Source organism: Streptomyces sp. ISL-12 (assembly GCF_018614415.1).
In the GTDB taxonomy this organism is placed as follows: domain Bacteria; phylum Actinomycetota; class Actinomycetes; order Streptomycetales; family Streptomycetaceae; genus Streptomyces.
This window is the reverse complement of the sequence record NZ_JAGGOO010000114.1, coordinates 1-16171: the sequence shown is the minus strand read 5'-3', so window position 1 is coordinate 16171 and position 16171 is coordinate 1. Positions and strand designations below refer to the sequence as shown.

At 68.7% G+C, this 16171-nt stretch carries 12 protein-coding genes; 9 read left to right on the top strand and 3 right to left on the bottom strand.

Annotation, left to right across the window (positions count from 1 at the left end; genetic code table 11):
• Nucleotides 1-465: 465 nt before the first annotated feature.
• The 5 genes from J7I94_RS28735 to J7I94_RS28715 all read left to right on the top strand — a co-directional run bounded on the left by J7I94_RS28735 (nucleotide 466) and on the right by J7I94_RS28715 (nucleotide 7956).
• Nucleotides 466-1836 (top strand): Wadjet anti-phage system protein JetD domain-containing protein, encoded by a 1371-nt coding sequence (locus tag J7I94_RS28735; protein WP_215171606.1) that lies wholly within the window; start codon nucleotides 466-468, stop codon nucleotides 1834-1836.
• Complete coding sequence (locus tag J7I94_RS28730) at nucleotides 1829-3109, top strand: hypothetical protein (RefSeq protein ID WP_215171604.1); 1281 nt, start codon at nucleotides 1829-1831, stop codon at nucleotides 3107-3109. Before J7I94_RS28735 ends, J7I94_RS28730 begins: the two co-directional genes overlap by 8 nt.
• Entirely contained in the window at nucleotides 3099-4376 is a 1278-nt protein-coding gene (locus J7I94_RS28725) for a hypothetical protein (RefSeq protein ID WP_215171602.1), read from the top strand. The genes J7I94_RS28730 and J7I94_RS28725 overlap by 11 nt, the downstream gene beginning before the upstream one ends.
• Nucleotides 4373-7525, top strand: coding sequence for a hypothetical protein (locus J7I94_RS28720; protein ID WP_215171601.1), 3153 nt, complete (start codon nucleotides 4373-4375; stop codon nucleotides 7523-7525). The genes J7I94_RS28725 and J7I94_RS28720 overlap by 4 nt, the downstream gene beginning before the upstream one ends.
• Before the next feature lie 131 nt (nucleotides 7526-7656).
• Nucleotides 7657-7956: a hypothetical protein gene (locus J7I94_RS28715; protein ID WP_215171599.1), complete on the top strand. Its 300-nt coding sequence runs from the start codon at nucleotides 7657-7659 to the stop codon at nucleotides 7954-7956.
• 100 nt (nucleotides 7957-8056) lie between these two features.
• On the opposite strand, the gene J7I94_RS28710 is transcribed toward J7I94_RS28715, so the two are convergent.
• The 3 genes from J7I94_RS28710 to J7I94_RS28700 all read right to left on the bottom strand — a co-directional run bounded on the left by J7I94_RS28710 (nucleotide 8057) and on the right by J7I94_RS28700 (nucleotide 10195).
• A complete protein-coding gene (locus J7I94_RS28710) occupies nucleotides 8057-8851 on the bottom strand; it encodes a DUF5677 domain-containing protein (RefSeq protein ID WP_215171597.1) in 795 nt (264 codons plus the stop codon).
• Nucleotides 8852-8941: 90 nt separating this feature from the next.
• A complete protein-coding gene (locus J7I94_RS28705; protein ID WP_215171594.1) occupies nucleotides 8942-9877 on the bottom strand; it encodes a helix-turn-helix domain-containing protein in 936 nt (311 codons plus the stop codon).
• Between the two features lie 6 nt (nucleotides 9878-9883).
• Nucleotides 9884-10195, bottom strand: coding sequence for a hypothetical protein (locus tag J7I94_RS28700; RefSeq protein WP_215171592.1), 312 nt, complete (start codon nucleotides 10193-10195; stop codon nucleotides 9884-9886).
• Between the two features lie 509 nt (nucleotides 10196-10704).
• Between J7I94_RS28700 and J7I94_RS28695 the strand changes: the two genes are divergently transcribed.
• The 4 genes from J7I94_RS28695 (at nucleotide 10705) to J7I94_RS28680 (ending at nucleotide 16087) form a co-directional block, all read left to right on the top strand.
• Nucleotides 10705-10917, top strand: a complete 213-nt coding sequence (locus J7I94_RS28695) for a hypothetical protein (RefSeq protein WP_251075896.1) — start codon at nucleotides 10705-10707, stop codon at nucleotides 10915-10917.
• A gap of 576 nt (nucleotides 10918-11493) precedes the next feature.
• The gene (locus J7I94_RS28690; RefSeq protein WP_251075895.1) at nucleotides 11494-12378 is read left to right on the top strand and encodes a GPI inositol-deacylase; all 885 of its coding nucleotides are present in this window, start codon (nucleotides 11494-11496) and stop codon (nucleotides 12376-12378) included.
• Nucleotides 12375-14333, top strand: coding sequence for an ATP-binding protein (locus J7I94_RS28685; protein ID WP_215171591.1), 1959 nt, complete (start codon nucleotides 12375-12377; stop codon nucleotides 14331-14333). The genes J7I94_RS28690 and J7I94_RS28685 overlap by 4 nt, the downstream gene beginning before the upstream one ends.
• On the top strand, nucleotides 14297-16087 hold the full coding sequence (locus tag J7I94_RS28680) for a WD40 repeat domain-containing protein (RefSeq protein ID WP_215171589.1): 1791 nt from the start codon (nucleotides 14297-14299) through the stop codon (nucleotides 16085-16087). Before J7I94_RS28685 ends, J7I94_RS28680 begins: the two co-directional genes overlap by 37 nt.
• Nucleotides 16088-16171 lie beyond the last annotated feature (84 nt).

The window sequence follows — 16171 nt, the reverse complement described above, 5'->3', positions numbered from 1 at the left end:
GACCAAGTCAAGACGGACTGTCTCATTCGGCCGCAGGTCCACCGGTGGGTAGCGAATGATCGTGCACCCGTCCTCGCGCCCGATCTCGGGGTGGTGGACGGTCTCCGGCATGTAGATCTGTGGCCGCATGGGCGGGATCAGGCCCGAGATAGGCATGGTCCTGATCTCTCCAAAGGTGGCGGGCGGCTGTGCCAGTCGATCTCCTGGTCATCGTCCACGTGGTCAGCCTCTACGGTGTCGGGCAGGCTCAGGACGACTTCGCTCCCACGGCGACTCCAGCATGGGGGGCGTAGCAGATGACGGTGCGTCACCGTGCCAGCTTTGGGCCAGTGTTGAATTGGACTCACTTTGTCATTTTGTGGGGCGCAAGGTGCTTTGTGTATGCCTTCCTGACAGAGTGGATCTGCCTGGGTCCAAGGTCCAATGTGTCTCTGGGGAGGGCATGTGAGTGCCGGGGCGGGCGCTATGGCTCTGTTGTTCAGTGAAGCGGAAGGCCGCATCCGGGTATCGCTGGCTGAAGTGCCGGAGGGCACACATGCTCTGTCCGTGCCGGTACGTCGTGAGGGGATGAACCGCGCACCGCGTAATCGCCGGGGCTTGCTGCGCATTCGGGAAGTCGACCTGGTGACTGCGCGGGAGCAGCCGGCCTATGAACCTCCGGAGAATTTGGATAGCCGGCATCTGGTGTGGGTGCTCTCGACGCAGAGGCGCTCTTGGGCCACGGTGGAGTCCCGTTTCGGAGACAGGGCGTGGGATGTAGCTCTGGCGCTGGTGCGGTGCGGAGGTGTGGTTCTGCGTTGCGTGGTTGATGACGATCTTGAGCTCGCCGGTCCGTTGGCATGGCGTCTGTCTCATTCGTGGGCATTGCAGGCGGATGAGTTGTTGCAGGAGCTGCGCGGGTGGCGGGATCCCGATGAGGTACGCAAGGAATTGCTTGCGTTGATGGCGCCGGTATCGGAGTTGGAGCGGGAGCAGGTGCTGCTGGGTGCCTGTCCGGCGGGTTCGCCGCTGAGGGTGCCGCCGGACAGTGCGGTCGCGACCGAGGCGTGGACTGCCTATGAGGCGGCGGTGCGCGCGGCGTCTGTGTGGTGGCCGGCGTACCGGGACGGGGAGCGGTTGTCGGCCAAGGAGTTGGCTGGGCTTGCGTTGAGCGGGTCGAAGAAGTGGACCCCTCCGCGGCAGGCGGCTTTCGAGAACCTGGTCGGGATGAGTTTTGACTTGGCGCTCGATGAGGCTGATGTCGATATTCGGGTGCGGGGGCCTTTGAGGTGGCGGGTGGGGTCGGTGGCTGCCGACGCTGCGGTGGCCAAGCCGTGGATCGCTCTGCCTGCTGGGGCTCTGCGGCTGGTGGGGGAAGTCGAGCACGGCGGGCGGGGCGTCTTCTTGGTTGAGAACTCGGACACGTTTGAACGCGTGTGTGCGATCCCGGAGGTTACGTCGCAGTGGCTGTGCATCTGGGGCAAGGGGTACGTCACGAACAAGCTGGTTGCCCTGCTGGAGTGGATGCGTCCGGAGCGGATGGCCATCTGGGGAGACCTGGATGCGGATGGGATTGCCATTATCGATGATCTGTCCCGGCGCTTGGACCGCAAGGTGCATCCGGTGGGGATGGAAGTGGAGATGTGGCGTGCCGGCCCCTACCGGGATCAGGAGCCGGAGCAGTATCCGAAGGCACGTGCGCTGGCGGAGAGGATGGCGGCGGAGGGGCCGGTGGAACTGCGCGCCCTGGCGGCGGAGATCGCGGTCTCGGGCGAATCGTGTGAGCAGGAGCCGTTGCACCGGATGGTGCTGCCTCGCTTGGTTGGGCTGTTGGAGGCGGTGCCGGCCGGTGGGTGAACAGCTCGCGTTCGGGGACGGCGATCGGGAGGATCTGGCGGCGGCTGTTCAGTTGGCCAACTGGCGGGCGTTCATGGCTCCCGTCGCTGAGGATGCTGGTGCTGTGGCGCAGCACCCGGAGGTGGCGCGGGTGGCGCTTGCGATCCTAAAAGTGTTTGCCGAGCATGCCGGGGCGCACGGGCTGTCGAAGGCTGAGGTTGTGCAGGCATTGAGGGGCAATCCTTCGGGGTGGCCGGAGGAGCTGATCGATCGCCGTTTGGCTGTCCTGATCCGGCTGGGGTTCCTTGAGCCTTATCTTCTGAAGTCCCATCAGGACCGGTATGTCGTGCGGCCTGCAGGGCTGGCGGGTGCTTTGGCGGCTGAACGGCTGGCGGAGCACGGGGGTGTCGATGAGTTGATCTTGCTGTTGGATCGGGCGAGGGCGGTGTTCGATCGCAGCAATCCCGACCCCGAGGCGGCTCTGGACTATCTGGTGTCGTGTCGGAACGCGCTGCGGGTTTTTGCTCTGGATTTGCAGCGGCAGGTCGCTACCGGCACGACGGCCGAGTTGATGGAGTCCCATCGACAGCATGATCATCAGGGGTTCACGCGCCAGGTGAAGGAACTGAACAAACTGGTCACGGACCGGTTCAGTGGTGACTGGGCTCTGGAGGAAGCTGGTTCGGCTCTGATCGAGGCGGAGCAGTTCTACCGTCTGCAGGTCATGGCTGCCGCGGACAAAGTGCTTGAGCAGGGCGGCGGCAGTCTGAACTTTGACGTGCTGACCGTGAAGGAGTACGACGACGCCGCGGTCCAGGGTGACGTCGAGCTGCTGTCGCAGGTGGGTACGGCACTGGTCGCCGACGTGCCGGCAGTGTGGATCGAGCCGGCTCAGCTTCTGGAGACAGTGGAGGGGTTCGCCCCGCGCTCGCGGGCACGCGTGCGGCCTCTCGTTGTCGAGGGCGACGACGAGGATGACAACGATTCTTTGCAGTGGGTTGAGGATGCACACGCGCATCTACGGGAGCGGCGTCGGCTGCGGGCCGATGAGTTGTTGGCGGCAGACGAGGAAGTCGATCTCACGCAGGCGCTGTACGAAGCGGGATGGCCTGCGGCTGCGTCGATCATCACCGATGTGCTGGCGCTGAGTGACGATCCTGGCGAGCCCTATACGGTCGTGGTGGAGGACGGTTTGCTAGCCGATCCGGAGGCCTCCGTCACCTATCTGCATCCTCTGCGTCTTCGGCGCCAGAAGGTGACTCAGAAATCCGATGGGGGTTCGGATGGCTTCTGAACAGGACGCTATCCGTGAGGCGGATGAGGACAGAGCGTTTCAAGCAGCGTTGCTTCTGGGGCGGTTGCGGGCCGCTGGAGTGACGTCGGCCGAGACGATCGGTCCCGTGGCGTTTGCCGCTGCGGCAGCGGCCGCCCGGATCGGACGCCGGGTGATCCGCGTGCACGGGGTGGGCCGGCTGGCCGATGTGCTGGTCTTGGGGTGGGACGGTGAGACAGCACCGGCTGCCGGCCTGTCGCCGGCGTTTCGGATTGGTTTGTCGCCGGTGCCGACCCTGGTGTGGGCGGCGTGCCTGCGCGCGGCGTGGCCGCGGCCTGAGCGCGCGCCGTTTCCGGGCGGGCCGTTTAGGCGTGCCGCCATTGTCGCGTTGTGTTCTCAACTGGGCGCGGACCGCGAAGCGGTGGAGCGGGCACTCGAGCGGACCTTGCCGGAGGCCGGCCTGATCTCCGTGGACGGGGACGAACTGCGGCTGGGGGCAGCCGTTGCGGCGTTTCCTGCTGTGGTGGTGGAGGGCCTGCGTCGCGGACACCATCTGCTGCCGGCTCCCGGGGCGGATGAGCAGGCGAGCGGGGAGCCGGATTCGGCGGTGCCACCGCATGAAGTCCGGGCCGATACCGAAACGGCGCTTGAGATGTCCGACGGATATGTAGTGCGGTCAGTGATCGCCACACTGGAGACGGCTCGTCGGCCGGTGCCCCGGGGTGAGCTGCCGATGCTGGCTGATCCGGCGATACGGGCCGCCGTGGATCAGGCCTTGCTGCCGTGCGGGCGGCAACTGCTGCAGACGGCGGAGGGCAACTGGGTCACCGGGTTTTGCGACCCGCTCGCCGATGCCCTGGTGGCCGAGGAGGTCGGGACCCTCGCCGCGGTGGACCGGGCCGTGCTGGCCCTGGTCCTCCTGCACACGGTGGCGATTCCAAGAGCTCGGGGGCGGCACCGGCACAGCCGTTGGACGGGGGAAGCCCACACCGTCACCCTGGCGGAGCTCGCCTCCAACAGACGGATCTCCAAGGCCGCGATGAGGACGGCGCTGCGCAGGCTGCGGGCAGCGGGCATGGTCGCGGAGACCACCACGGGCCGTTACCTGCCCGGCCCCGCGCTGGAGCGCATGAGCGAGGCCCGCAGCAACCTGCTCTGGGAGGACCTGATCCTGGTCGGTCGGCCCGGCGGGCAGCTGGCCGCCGCCATCCGCCGGCAGCGTGGCCTCGAAGTCCCGGCGCCTCGCAGCGAGTTATCTGAGATCCCGACAGAGACGGACCGCATGTGAGTCAGCAGATCCATAGTGCACGTGGCAAGCGGGGAGTGATCGGCACCCGTCAGCTGGTCGCTGTCCAGACATTCTCCATTGCCCGTCTGACCTCCCACCCGGTGGCGATCGTCCCCGGCACATTCGTCGCGGTGACCGGGCGGGGGCCGAAGGACTCCAATGAGTCGGGAAAGACCAGCTTTCTGTCTGCCCTGGCCCTCTTGCTGGGAGACCCGGAATGGCGCATGACGGGCGGTGGCTCCGTGCACGCACCCAAGCTGCTGTTCGAGCCCGTCACCGCCGGCGCATCGCCAGAGGTGAACGAGGCCGCCTCGATCGGCTATGTGGTGGGCGTCTTCGCCGAACCCGAGGATCCATGGGGCAGCGCGCACACCGTGTGGCTGCAGGTATCGGCCAAGTCACCGCACATCGAGGTACGACACAAGGAAGGGGTGCACCTTCTACTCAGCGGAGACGATCGCACCCAGCACGAGCTGGCTCCGGGGTTCTTCCGCGCGCTTGGTGGTAAACCCCTGGGGGCCACGGACTACGCGGAGGTCCTCTACGGCCGCGCCCCGCGTCTGCTGGCCTACATCATCAGCCGCGGCGGTATGCGGTCGCGGCCCTCTTTGCTGAAGCTGGATGCGGGCACCTTCACGCCCGTGCAGATCGGGGAGGCGCTGCTCGATCTCACCGGCAAGGCCGGCATGCTCGCCACTGACGTACAGGCCCGCAAGGATCTGGCTAGGACGCAGAAGAACCTGGCCGACAAGCTGGCCGATGCCGAGAAGTCCTGGCACGAAGAGGAAATCATCCTTCACTCTGTCGAAACCCGGCAGCGGGCCCGGGTGGAGGCCGGCCGGGCTCACCGCTTCTGGCGCCTGGCATCGGCACGCGCCGCCCTTGATGCCGTCGTCTACGAGCGCCGGATCGGCAGCAGCCTCGCCCGTGTCGAGGATGATCTGGCAGCTCTGGCTGCGCGGCATGATGCAGTGCAGGGCCAGCTCACCAAAGCCCGCGACATCGGCCAGCTCCGGCAATCGGCCCGTTCCGCACAGTTGCTCAGCGACCAGCATCAACGGGAGGTGGAGGAGGCCAACGAGAAGGTGGGACTGCTTCGAGGCGACTTGAAACGGGCGCAGCAGGATCACCGCCGGGCGCGGCAGCAGGCCGAGGACTACGCTGGCCCCTCCCCCACCGAGCTCGCCCAGCACGTCAGCGACCAGGAGGCACGTCAGCTCGAGGTAAAGGCCGAACTCCTGCTGGCCGAGGAACGTGTCAGGGCTCTGGAGGGAGAGCTCGCCGAAGCCCGGGAGGGGCGCACCGGCCAGGCAGGGGCGGCGTTGCGGGCCCTGGAGGGGGCAACGTCCCACCGGAGGGTGGGGCTGATGGCCACCACTCGCGTCCGTCCTGAGGCGCGGTCCCAGTGGGAGGCCCGCCTGGCGCCGTGGAGGGAGGCGGTGTGTATCGCCTCCGATGCCCTGGAGGATGCCAGCCGTGCGGTGAGCACTCTGCCCGGGACCATCCTCATCTGCGGCCCGTCGAGCGAACCAGAAGCGGCAGGTTCCGGCGCCCCGGATGGCTTACCTGAGGGCATCCTGGACGCCGATCCCCTGGCGGTGCCGTTCCTGCATGCCCTGGCCGATGCCACCGAGGTGACGGTTCCTCCGCATGCCTGGCTGTCCGGGCTGGGGGTCCGCGTCATCGGAGGCTTCGAGAAGCCGATCGCCGGCCAAGAAGACATCTGCGCCCACCTTGAAGGGCAGCGGGACCAGGCCCGGGCCCAGTGCGCTGCACTGGAGACCGCAGCCGACCTGCACCGTCGCCGGATCGCCGAACTGCGCCGGGACATCAAACGGGCCGAGGCCCAAGAGCTCGCACAGCAGCTCGTTCCCAAGATCCGCGACCTCGAGGACACACACGCCCAGTGCGTTGCCGCGCTGCCCGAGCTGCGCACGTTGGCCAAAGAGGCAAGCGAGACAGCGCATGAGGCCCAGACGGCGTTCCTCACCGCGAAGGAGCGCGCAGACAAGCTCGAGGGCGAACTGCGGAAGCTGAAGGACGACAGGGCGCAGGCGACGCGGAGGAAGGAGAAGCTGGAGGAGCTCCGCAGGGGGTCAAGCGCCGGCCGGGCACGGATGGCCTGGACGGGCTCTGAGGAAGAGGCTCTGGAGGAGCTCAACTGGAGTTGCCTGCCCGAGGATGAGCCCGGCGCGGAGCCGGCCGACGGCATCAACTCCTATGCCGTCGTACCACGGGACACCGAGCGCCCGCCCGAGGTCCGCACCTGTGCGGACCTTCGCAGCGAGAGCCGGTCCCGGCTGGCGGCGGCGCTGACGAGGCTCGCCGCAGACACGGCAACCACCGGTGTGGCCACCGTGGAGATCGCCGACGCCCTGCATCATCACGAGGCGCACACCCACGATCCGCACGACACCATCTTCCGTGGCTCGCTGACCGCTCTGAAGACGTGGCTGGATGAGTACGAGGAGCGGGACGCAGGAGCTCGGGAGCAGGTGGAGGTGAAACGACGGGAGCGGGAGGACGAACAGAGCTACCTCCACGACCTCGTCGAGGAGTCACGCCAGGCCCTTGAAGAAACCCAGGAGTCCATCAAGGAACGCGTGCACAGTGCGCTGGAGCGCATCAGCAACCAGCTCAACATGCTGCACAGGAAAGAGGGGTACGCAGCCGACCTGGTCTACAGCGTAAGCGCGCCGGACAGCGCCGAGGACCAGTGGATCTGTCATGTCGTGCCCCGGTGGCAGCGCAACCCCGGCGGCTCCTTGCTGGCCTACGATGCGCCCACCAACACCGCCCAGGAGAAGCTGTTCTCCATCCATCTCGTCCTGGCCGCCCTGCTGGCCGCACCCGACGCGCGGGGCCGCGTCCTCATCCTCGACGAACTCGGTGACTCACTCGGCGCGGAGCACCGTCGTGAAGTGATCGCCGCACTGCGTGACGCTGCGCTGGAACACGGCATCACCGTGTTGGCCACCTGCCAGGACGGCCTGATGGCGGACGTGGGGCCGATGTGTGGCCAGGTACTGCAGTTCCGCTACTACTCGAAATCCGACCCCTTGAACCGGCCCACTGTCATGTACGGCTTCGACGCCAACCGGCGCCGCGTCAAGCTCACCTTGAGTGATCTCGTGGTCAGCCGATCCTGAATCACGTATGCGCATCCGCCGACGGTCGCTGACCCGACCTGCGGCTACGGCATCCGCCAACGCAGCAGATGCCAATCCACCCCGCCCCGCCAGCCGGCTGCGGGGCTCTGTACGTGATTCACGGATTACTGATGCCCGACAACCCCGCCCTCGCCCGTCTGAGGGCCCACATCGACGCCTTTGGCTTCAGCCTGGTTGCCTCCCAGCTCGTGCCCCAGATGATCAACCCGTCTGGTGTCCCCCACACAGTCGTGATGTGTCTGTCCCCTGAAATGGCCGCGCTCGCCGCCTGGCTGGAGGCGCCTCTCGCCGAACCGGACGGCACCGGACAGGGGCTGCTGCGGCTGCCCGGCGCCGACGCGTTCATGCAGGCCTGGATCAGCCGCCTACGTGAAGTCAGCGCCCGCGGCCCTCAGCGTCAGCGATCTTGAAGGATGACCGGGCGATAGCGGCGACGGTCATTGGGCTGCGGCCGCAACCCCAGAGGGGTCCCGATCAGATGGAGGGCGGGGGCGTGCGTGGTCCGGCCCGTTATCTGACGCGGGCTGGCAGGAGTTGGGTGTTCTCCAGGCCCAACTCGGTAGTGGCCTCGTCAATGCTGGCGCGCAGGGGATCGCCGTCGATCAGAGGGCTCATCACGGTGGCGGTCTGCAGGAGCGCCAGGGCCAGCTGGATGATGTCGGCGTGGCCAAGGTCGGCGGCTTCCTGTCGGATTTGCAGGGAGCCGTCGATCATCTGCTCGACGTATGCGCTCGCGGTGGAGATGGTTGTGTGCGAGAGCGAGGAGAGGTGCGAGTAAACGGGGTAGACGTCGGCGACGTCGTAGCGGTCCAGCATGTCGTAGAAGTTCGTCAGCTCGTGCTTGAGCTTGTCGTGGAGGGTCTGTTCGGCCAGGGTGCGGACAGGCGGGGCCTGCTGCTGGGCGGCGGCCTGGTCGATCACGGCACGGAACTCGTCCGCGTTGGGCCAGCCGGTCTCCTCCAGTTTCCTACACAGCTTCTCGCGCTCCTCGTCGCCGCGGGCGACGAGGGCATCGACGGCGGCATCTCCGTTGTCGACGAGCCAGTTGATGGCGTACGCGTGGTTGAGGATGTTGCGGACCATCGGTGCCGCTTCGAGGGTGAAGCCGCGCTCGGTGAGCAGCAGGACGGCCTCGGAGGTACGGCAGACCAGACGCCACCAGCTGTAGACCGGGCCGAACACCCGCACCTTGTCGGCAGGCACCCGCACGCCGTTGGCGATGGCCGCGTCGGCGCCCTTGAGGAGGCTGGCGGCCGTCGACCGGGCGCGGTCGGCGGACTCCTGGTCGTTCGCAAGGGTCGTCACACCGAGGACTCTAGGGCTGCGTGGCGGGCGGCACGGTCGGTTTGATGCGGCTTCGAAGAATGCACAGACGCTCCCTCGTCGGGGAGCGACTTATCCGAGCATCTCCTCGGGGCCGGTAACGGTGCGGCGGGGCGGGGGCGGCTCACGCCGTGCCCTGTCCTCGCTCAGCACCCTCTGCCGTGCCTGCCGCCACAGGATCTGCTCGTCCGACGGCACGCCGAGCGCGCCGAGCACGGGACCGAAGAAGAGGTCGCCCGGCTGCAGCCCGGCCATAATGCGCTCGACAGCGGTGCCAGGAGCCCACAACCCGATACGGGCGGAGTGCTCTGAGATCTGCTGGTCGGTCGGAGACCCGGCAGCCAAGCGCAGGGCGCCCAGCGCGGCCACCAGATCGTCAACCGTGCGCAGCGCGTCCAACTCCTGGCGCAGTCGCCACAGGTGCGGCACCTTGCGCTGGATCCGTACGGGGCCGTTCAGGGTGATCACCCGGTCCCATGCCTGTACGCACTGGGAGCGCAGGGGTTCGTGGACTTCGACGGCGTCGAGGAAGGCACCGAACTGGTCCCGGTCGGCCGGGATCGTCCTCTTGGTGACGAGGCGGTGCGCCGTGGAGTGCCCGAGCCGGCCGTCCGTACGATGCTCCATCTCGCTCATCGACGGGGCGCCGTTCTTCTCGTACAGCTCCTCGACGAGCGCGGCCAGGTCGACGACGGTGCGCACCAGATGCGCGGCGGGAGCCTGGGGGCGGGGGCGGTCGGCCAGCCGCTGGTGGTAACGAGCCTGCCTCCACAGGTCGATGGCCTCCTGCTCGGGTCCGCCGCAGTGGGTGACGGCGTCCCGCACGACGTCCCGGCGCGGCGGGCGGCGGCCGGAAGCGGCATTGCGCAGGGTGGCGGCGGACCAGCCGGTGGCGTGCGCGAGATCCTCGTACGTCAGACCCGCCGTCGCGCGCCATGTGCGCTGGAAGTCGGCGAGCCGGCCGACGGCGGGCACCTTCCGGACGACTGGGTTCTCCTTGCGTCCCACGGCCGTTCACTCCTCCCCGGCGAGTCTGCCGAGCTTCCGGATCCAGGCCCGTACGGGGATCCGGCCCGTCGCCGACGCCAGGATCACTGCTGCCAGTCCACCCACAGCGGCGACCATCCGCATGACCTCGCCGAAGGTCGACCCGGTGAGATACAGGACCACTGCCGTGGCGAAGACGACGGTCATCATGGCGGCCTCGGCGCCGTTGAGCCGCTTGCTCCCCTCGCCTCCGGACGAGGAGACCGGGCTGGCCGGGGGCACGTCGGCGGCGGCAACCGCACGCAGGGAAGGGGGCACGGGATTGTCCTCGGGGGACATCACAACTGGCTCCTGGATGACAGGGGCTCCGGCAGCGGGGCCCGACGAGGTTGGGGGAAGCGGCGCCGGATCGCGGGGCCAAGCCGACCGACCGGCACGTGTCGTCATCGTTGCAGTCATCGGGCCAAGTCCCATACCGAAAACGGGCTGTTGAAACGGGTTCCGCAAGGTGCATCCCAGTAGTCCGGACGCCGCTTCGAGGGACCCATGGCCTCGTGCCCGGCGCACGCAGGAGACCGATCGCGCGGGCAGCTGTGCTTGTTGCGTACGCCGCCCGGTCCCCCGGGCCCGCACATTCCGCAGCTGTCATCCCAACCCTGCGCCGCCCCGGGGCCCCGGCCTGGGCCGAAACGCGTCTCCTCGCGCTCGGCAAGCCGACCGGCGCGGCCACAGCAAGGAAACGAGGAGGTGCGGGCGGGACGAGACCGCGTCCGCGGGCGCCCTTGTGCTGGTGCGGTGCGGGCAGACAGGCCTGACGCCTGCCGGAGCCGGGCGACCACAACGCGGAAGTGGAAGCCCTGCCGGTCATGCTGCACCCCAGCCAGTTCAGCGACGCCAGGGCCATCGCAGTGCCGGGCATGCGTGTCGTCACCCCGGCCTTGTTCAAGAAGCTGAAGGACGCCGTGACGTGCTACGCCTGTGCGCTCGCCAGCAGCCCCGACCGCTGGACAGACGGACAGCCCGTCCGCGGACAGCGCGCACCACAAGCTCGCCTGCGGTGAGGGCCCACAGGCTGAACTTCCCGGCGTCGACACGATGCGTCCCATCCGGCGGGTAGGGGCCTCGCCTCGGATGGGCAAGGACAAAGAGGGTCTTGGCGAGGGAGTAGACATCGGCCCGCTCGCCGCGATCACGGCTGTCAGCGCTGCGCATCTCGGAGGCGATGAAGTTGGCGGGCCCGAGCTTCTCCCCGGCCCGGGTCATGCGGGCGGGGGCTATGAGCGAAGGCCGCGATCCCGCTCGCTTTTGCGCGGCAGTCTCATGAGCCGACGCAGTCCCGCCGTCACCACGGCGCCGAAGCGGCCGCTGCGGCACGATCCTGCCAGCCCCATGACCAGCACAAACCCATCCACCGAACCACGTCACGGCCTCTAGTGATCAGCAACGGATTTGTCAGAGGGCAGCGAGGCCAGCAGATAGGCGGGGCCGGCGTCGGGGTCCTGGGCCAAGCCGAAAAGGGCGACAAGTCCTGTCCAGATACAGCACAATCATGATCCGGCCGACGACCCGGAAACCCGGACCGTGTGCCGATGGTCGACGGATGCCGGCACGCAACGGGCCGGGCGGAGTGGGGAACGATGCGGGCAGCGGAGATCGTCGGGGTGCACGGGATCGGGCAGTCCAGGACCTCAGGGGAGCAGTTGACCCGGGACTGGGGGAAGGCGCTCGGGCGCGGCATCAAGGAGTTCACAGACCAGCCCGACCGCCCGGCCACGCTCCGCATGCCACACTGGACTTCCCTGCTCGCCAAGGGCACGGATCGGTTGGGGCCGCAGGACGACCTCTACGGCGCGTCGATGACACCGGCGGAGGAACAGTTCGTAGCGGAGGCTCTCGGTGACGTCGTCGGGCCGCAGGACCTGGCCTACGCCGAGGAACAGCCGCTGGCCGTACTGGGCGCGCCGAAGCTCTGGCCGCCCCGGATCACCCGACTGCTGATGGCCTATGACCACCGCTTCCCCGGCGGCGGCGGGCGGTTCTTCGTCCAGCGGATGCGGGAAGTTCGCTCCTATCTGACGGAGCCGAACCTGGCCGTCAAGGTCCGCGCACTCGTCCGGGACCACGTCACCCCGACCACCTCCGTGGTCATCGGCCATTCGCTCGGCAGCGTCATCGCCTACGACCTGTTCCGCCACGAGGGCGACGCCGGGGGCCGGACGCCCGGAGATGTCCCCGGGCCCGCCGTCCACACCCTCATCACCTGTGGTTCCCCACTGGGTATCCCCTCGGTGCGGCGGCTCATGAAGATCGAGGACGGCGACCACCTGCGTCTGCCCGAGCACGTCCGGTGGATCAACGTCTACGACCCAGACGACGTTGTCACCGGCGGCGCCGGGCTGCGCCGGGTGGCGCCGGGGCTGGTCGATGCCGCGGTCCGCAACGGCGCGGGCGACCCCCACAGTGCCGTGCGCTACCTCCGCAGCGAGCCGGTGGCCCGCGCAGTGGCGGGCGGCCGGCCATGACGCGCGACCCGGTCACCGGCACGTACGCCCGTCGTCTCCTCGTCATAGCCGTCACCGAGTACGACGACGGGACGCCGGCACAGCAACAGGAGTTCAGCACGGGCGTCTCGGCGCAGGTGACCGTCGTAGAGGGCTGGTGGGCCGATCCCGGCCTCGACGACGGGCGCCGCTTCTCCCCCCCCCCCCGGCCCAAACAGCTCCATAACCTGAGGGACCTGCGCGAGTTCCTCCTGGACGAGGAACTCGCCGAGGTAGACGACGACGAAGCCCTCGTCGTCTACATCACCGGCCACGGTCTGGCCCCCGCCAACTCCCCACAGCACTTCCTGCGCTTGCCCGACTCCTACGAGGACCGGCCGCTCAGCACTGCCTTCCCAACCGCCGAACTGATCGCGACCGTGCTCGACTCCCGGGCCACGCACGTCCGAGTGATGGTCGACTCCTGCTTCTCCGGCAGGCTCGAAACCGAGCTCAAGGCCAACCTGAAGGCTCTCCGAGAGGGGCGCCGCTCGCTCGGCTCGCTCGTCGTACTCGCGGCCGGGAACGACGAGAGCAGACCCCGGCTCGGTCAGTTCACCAACCTGCTCCGGGCCGCCCACGAACACTGCTCCGACCAGGCCAACGGCTACGCCGGGTCCCACCTCAGCTGGCAGGACTGGAAGGGCATCGTCGGCGCGGTGTTCGATGCGAACACCATGGCCGACGTCCACGAGATCTGGCCGACCCCGTCCGCCGCAGTCCAGAGGGCGCACCAACAGCCGAGCCCCTGCCTTCCGAACCCCAGCTACACGGCCGTCGAACCCGTACTCGGTGCCTCCCTCAGCCAGGTCGGGTGGACCCGGACCGAGCTGGACACGTACTGGATCTCACGCGCCGCCGGTCAGCCGGGAGCCGGCGCCCCCGGCTGGTACTTCACCGGGCGCACCGAGCTGGTCAAGCGGGTGCTCGCGTTCCTGGTCGGCACCGAGAACGTACTCATCGTCACTGGCGAGGCCGGCTCGGGGAAGTCCGCCCTCCTGGCCCGCATGGTGACCCTCAGCGACGCCCGTTTCCGCGCGGACCCGCACTACGGTCCGCTCATCGCCGACATCCCCGAGGAACTCGACGTCCCGGTGGGGTCGGTGGACGCGGCCCTCCTCGCTCGCAACTCCGATCCGGACGAACTCGCCCAGACCCTGTACGAGGCGCTCGGCGGCTCCCCGAGCGTCTTCGGCACGGCGCGTACGGCACGCCCCCGGACGGCATCCAGCGGGCCGGCGAAGCCCCTGGACGAGGGTCCAGTGGTGGCCCTGTGCAAGCTCGTAGAGGAGCTCGCCCTGCTGCGGGGACGGCCCCTGACCCTCGTGGTCGACGGCATCGACGAGGCCAGAAACCCGACGCGCGTCATCACCGACCTGCTCCGCCCCCTCACCCAACTTCGCATGGAAACGGACGGACGTCCCGCGGTCCGGCTGCTTCTGGGCGTCCGCAGCCCCAGGAAGTACACGACGGTCGCCGAGAGCGAAGCGCGGCGCCCCTCCACCTCAACCCCCACAGCCCCTTCCACCGACCTGCTCGGGCTTCTCATCCGGGCCACTCACTCCGGGAACCTGATTCGCACGGACGACGTCGAGGCGACCATGGGCGACATCGCCGCGTACGTCCGCGCGCTGCTCCAGGCCCCGTACGAAGGCCAAGGCGGCGCCGAGGAAGGGCGGCCGAGCTCCTGGGGTTGGACCCCGCCCAGCCCCAGCTCCGGTACCAGCACCGCTCGCTGGCCGCAGCAGTCGCCGAAGAGGTGTCCCCTTCCTTCCTGGACGCCCGGATCGCCGCCGAGCGACTTCGCTCGATGCGTATTCTGCCGAGCCCCGACGACCCTCCGTGGCGCCGGACCCTGCGCAAGGGGACCGAGGCGCTCCTTCGCGAGGACCTCGGTGAGGTGGCCCGCTGGCACGACACCCCGGCCGAACACCTGATGACCGTGTTGCGGACGTCCGCCTTCGGGCAGGGGGCGGGACTGCCCTGGGCCGACATCTGGCCCGCCGCGGTGCGGGCGCTGTGCCTGACCCCCGTGGCCGACCCGGACGCGGTCATCCGCCAAGTGATGGCCAGTCGTCTCAACGGCTACCTGACCACCGCGGTCGAAGACGAGCGGACCGTGTACCGGCCGATCCACGAACGGATCAGCGAAACCCTCCGGTACTCACCGCAGTTCCTACTCGGTCTCCCGGACACGGACCCGGCGGAGCGTTTCCCCGAGATCTCGATCACCGCCACGCACGCGCAACTCGTATGGGCTTTCGGAGAGCTGCTCCCTCCGGCACCGGACCAGCCCCCACACCCGTACCTACGACGCCACCTCATCGCGCACGTCGCCGCCGCCGAGCTGGTCGACGACCTGCACGTCCCCTGGCGTTTCCTGCCATGGGAGACGAGCGGCACGGTCCGGGCAGCCCTCGGACTCCCCGCCGACTTCCACACCGGTGCCGCGTGCCTCGCCGCGTGGGCCCGTATCGAAGCGTTTCTGGGCGATGCAGGAGCGGCGGCCCGGGCCGACAGCCTCCGCCTGTCCCTCCTGGGCACGGCTGTCGGGCGTGGTGCCGCCGGGAACATGGTCGCGACACGGCCCCTACCCCTCTACCGCTCCGGCATCACACCGCGGTGGAGCCAACTGCGGTTGCCCGACAACCTCTTGGCACGTATGTCGACCCCTCTCGCCTCGCTGGTGTCCTTCACCCTTCCGGACGGCAGCCCGCTCGTCGCGGCGGGCGACCAGGGTGGTGAGGTGCGCGTGTGGGACCCGCGCACGGGAACGGAGTTCGGCCTGCCCTTCCGGCCGGCGCCGTACGTGCGCGCCCTGGCCGTGCTGACCGCCCCCGCGGAGAGCCCTTTGCTCGCGGTGGGCACCGCCCGCGGCGTCTGGATCTACGACCCGCAGAGCGGCGATGCGGCCCGGCTCCCGGTGACAGGAGCCGTGTTCGCCCTCGCCGCCTTCAGGACCAGGACCGGACGGGTCCGGCTGGCCGTCGGAACCGACACGGGACTGATCATCTGTGATCCCTTCGACGAGGAGACACCGGTCCTGCCCCTCAGGCCCCTCGACGGTGTGATGGGCCCCTCAGTCAAGGCGTTGGCGACGTTGCAGCTCCCCTCGGGCAGGACGCTGCTCGCCGCGGGCGGCAGGAACAGCACGTTCGAGGTCTTCGACGCCGAATCGCTCGACGTTGTCACCGTGGTGCACGGGCAGGGCAGGGGAGTGGTCGCGCTCGCCCTGTACTTCGACCAGCAGGGCCGTCCCCGGCTCGCCGCGGCTTCGAGCACGACGCGCAGCGTGCGCACCTACGACGCGCTCACCGGCAAGGAGAACAAGGCAGCGCGCATCCCGCGGTCGGCGGCCTCCCTCGGGCCCTACCCCCATCCGGATTTCGGAGCACTGCTGGCACTCGGCGGAGCTGAAGGGGGGCCCGTGAGCCTCTGGGATCCGGCCACGGGGGAAGAGGTGTACACATCCCCGCCCGACCACACGGGAAGGGTCAAGGCCGTGGTCGCGGTCGATACGGGACAGCGGATGCCTCTCGTGGTGTCCGCATCGTTGGACCGGACGGTCCGGATCTGGAACCCCGCCGGGCGCACGTCGGAGCCGGAACTCGATCTGGAGGCGTCGGGAGACGGTTCCCTCCTAGGCCATTTCGTTTGGATCAGTCGGTCGTTGGTCCGGGTGTGCCGTTGACTGATGTGCAGTGGGCGCGGATCGAGCCGTTGCTCCCGGACCGGACGCCGAGGCGGGGTGGCCGCTGGCGCGACCATCGTGAGG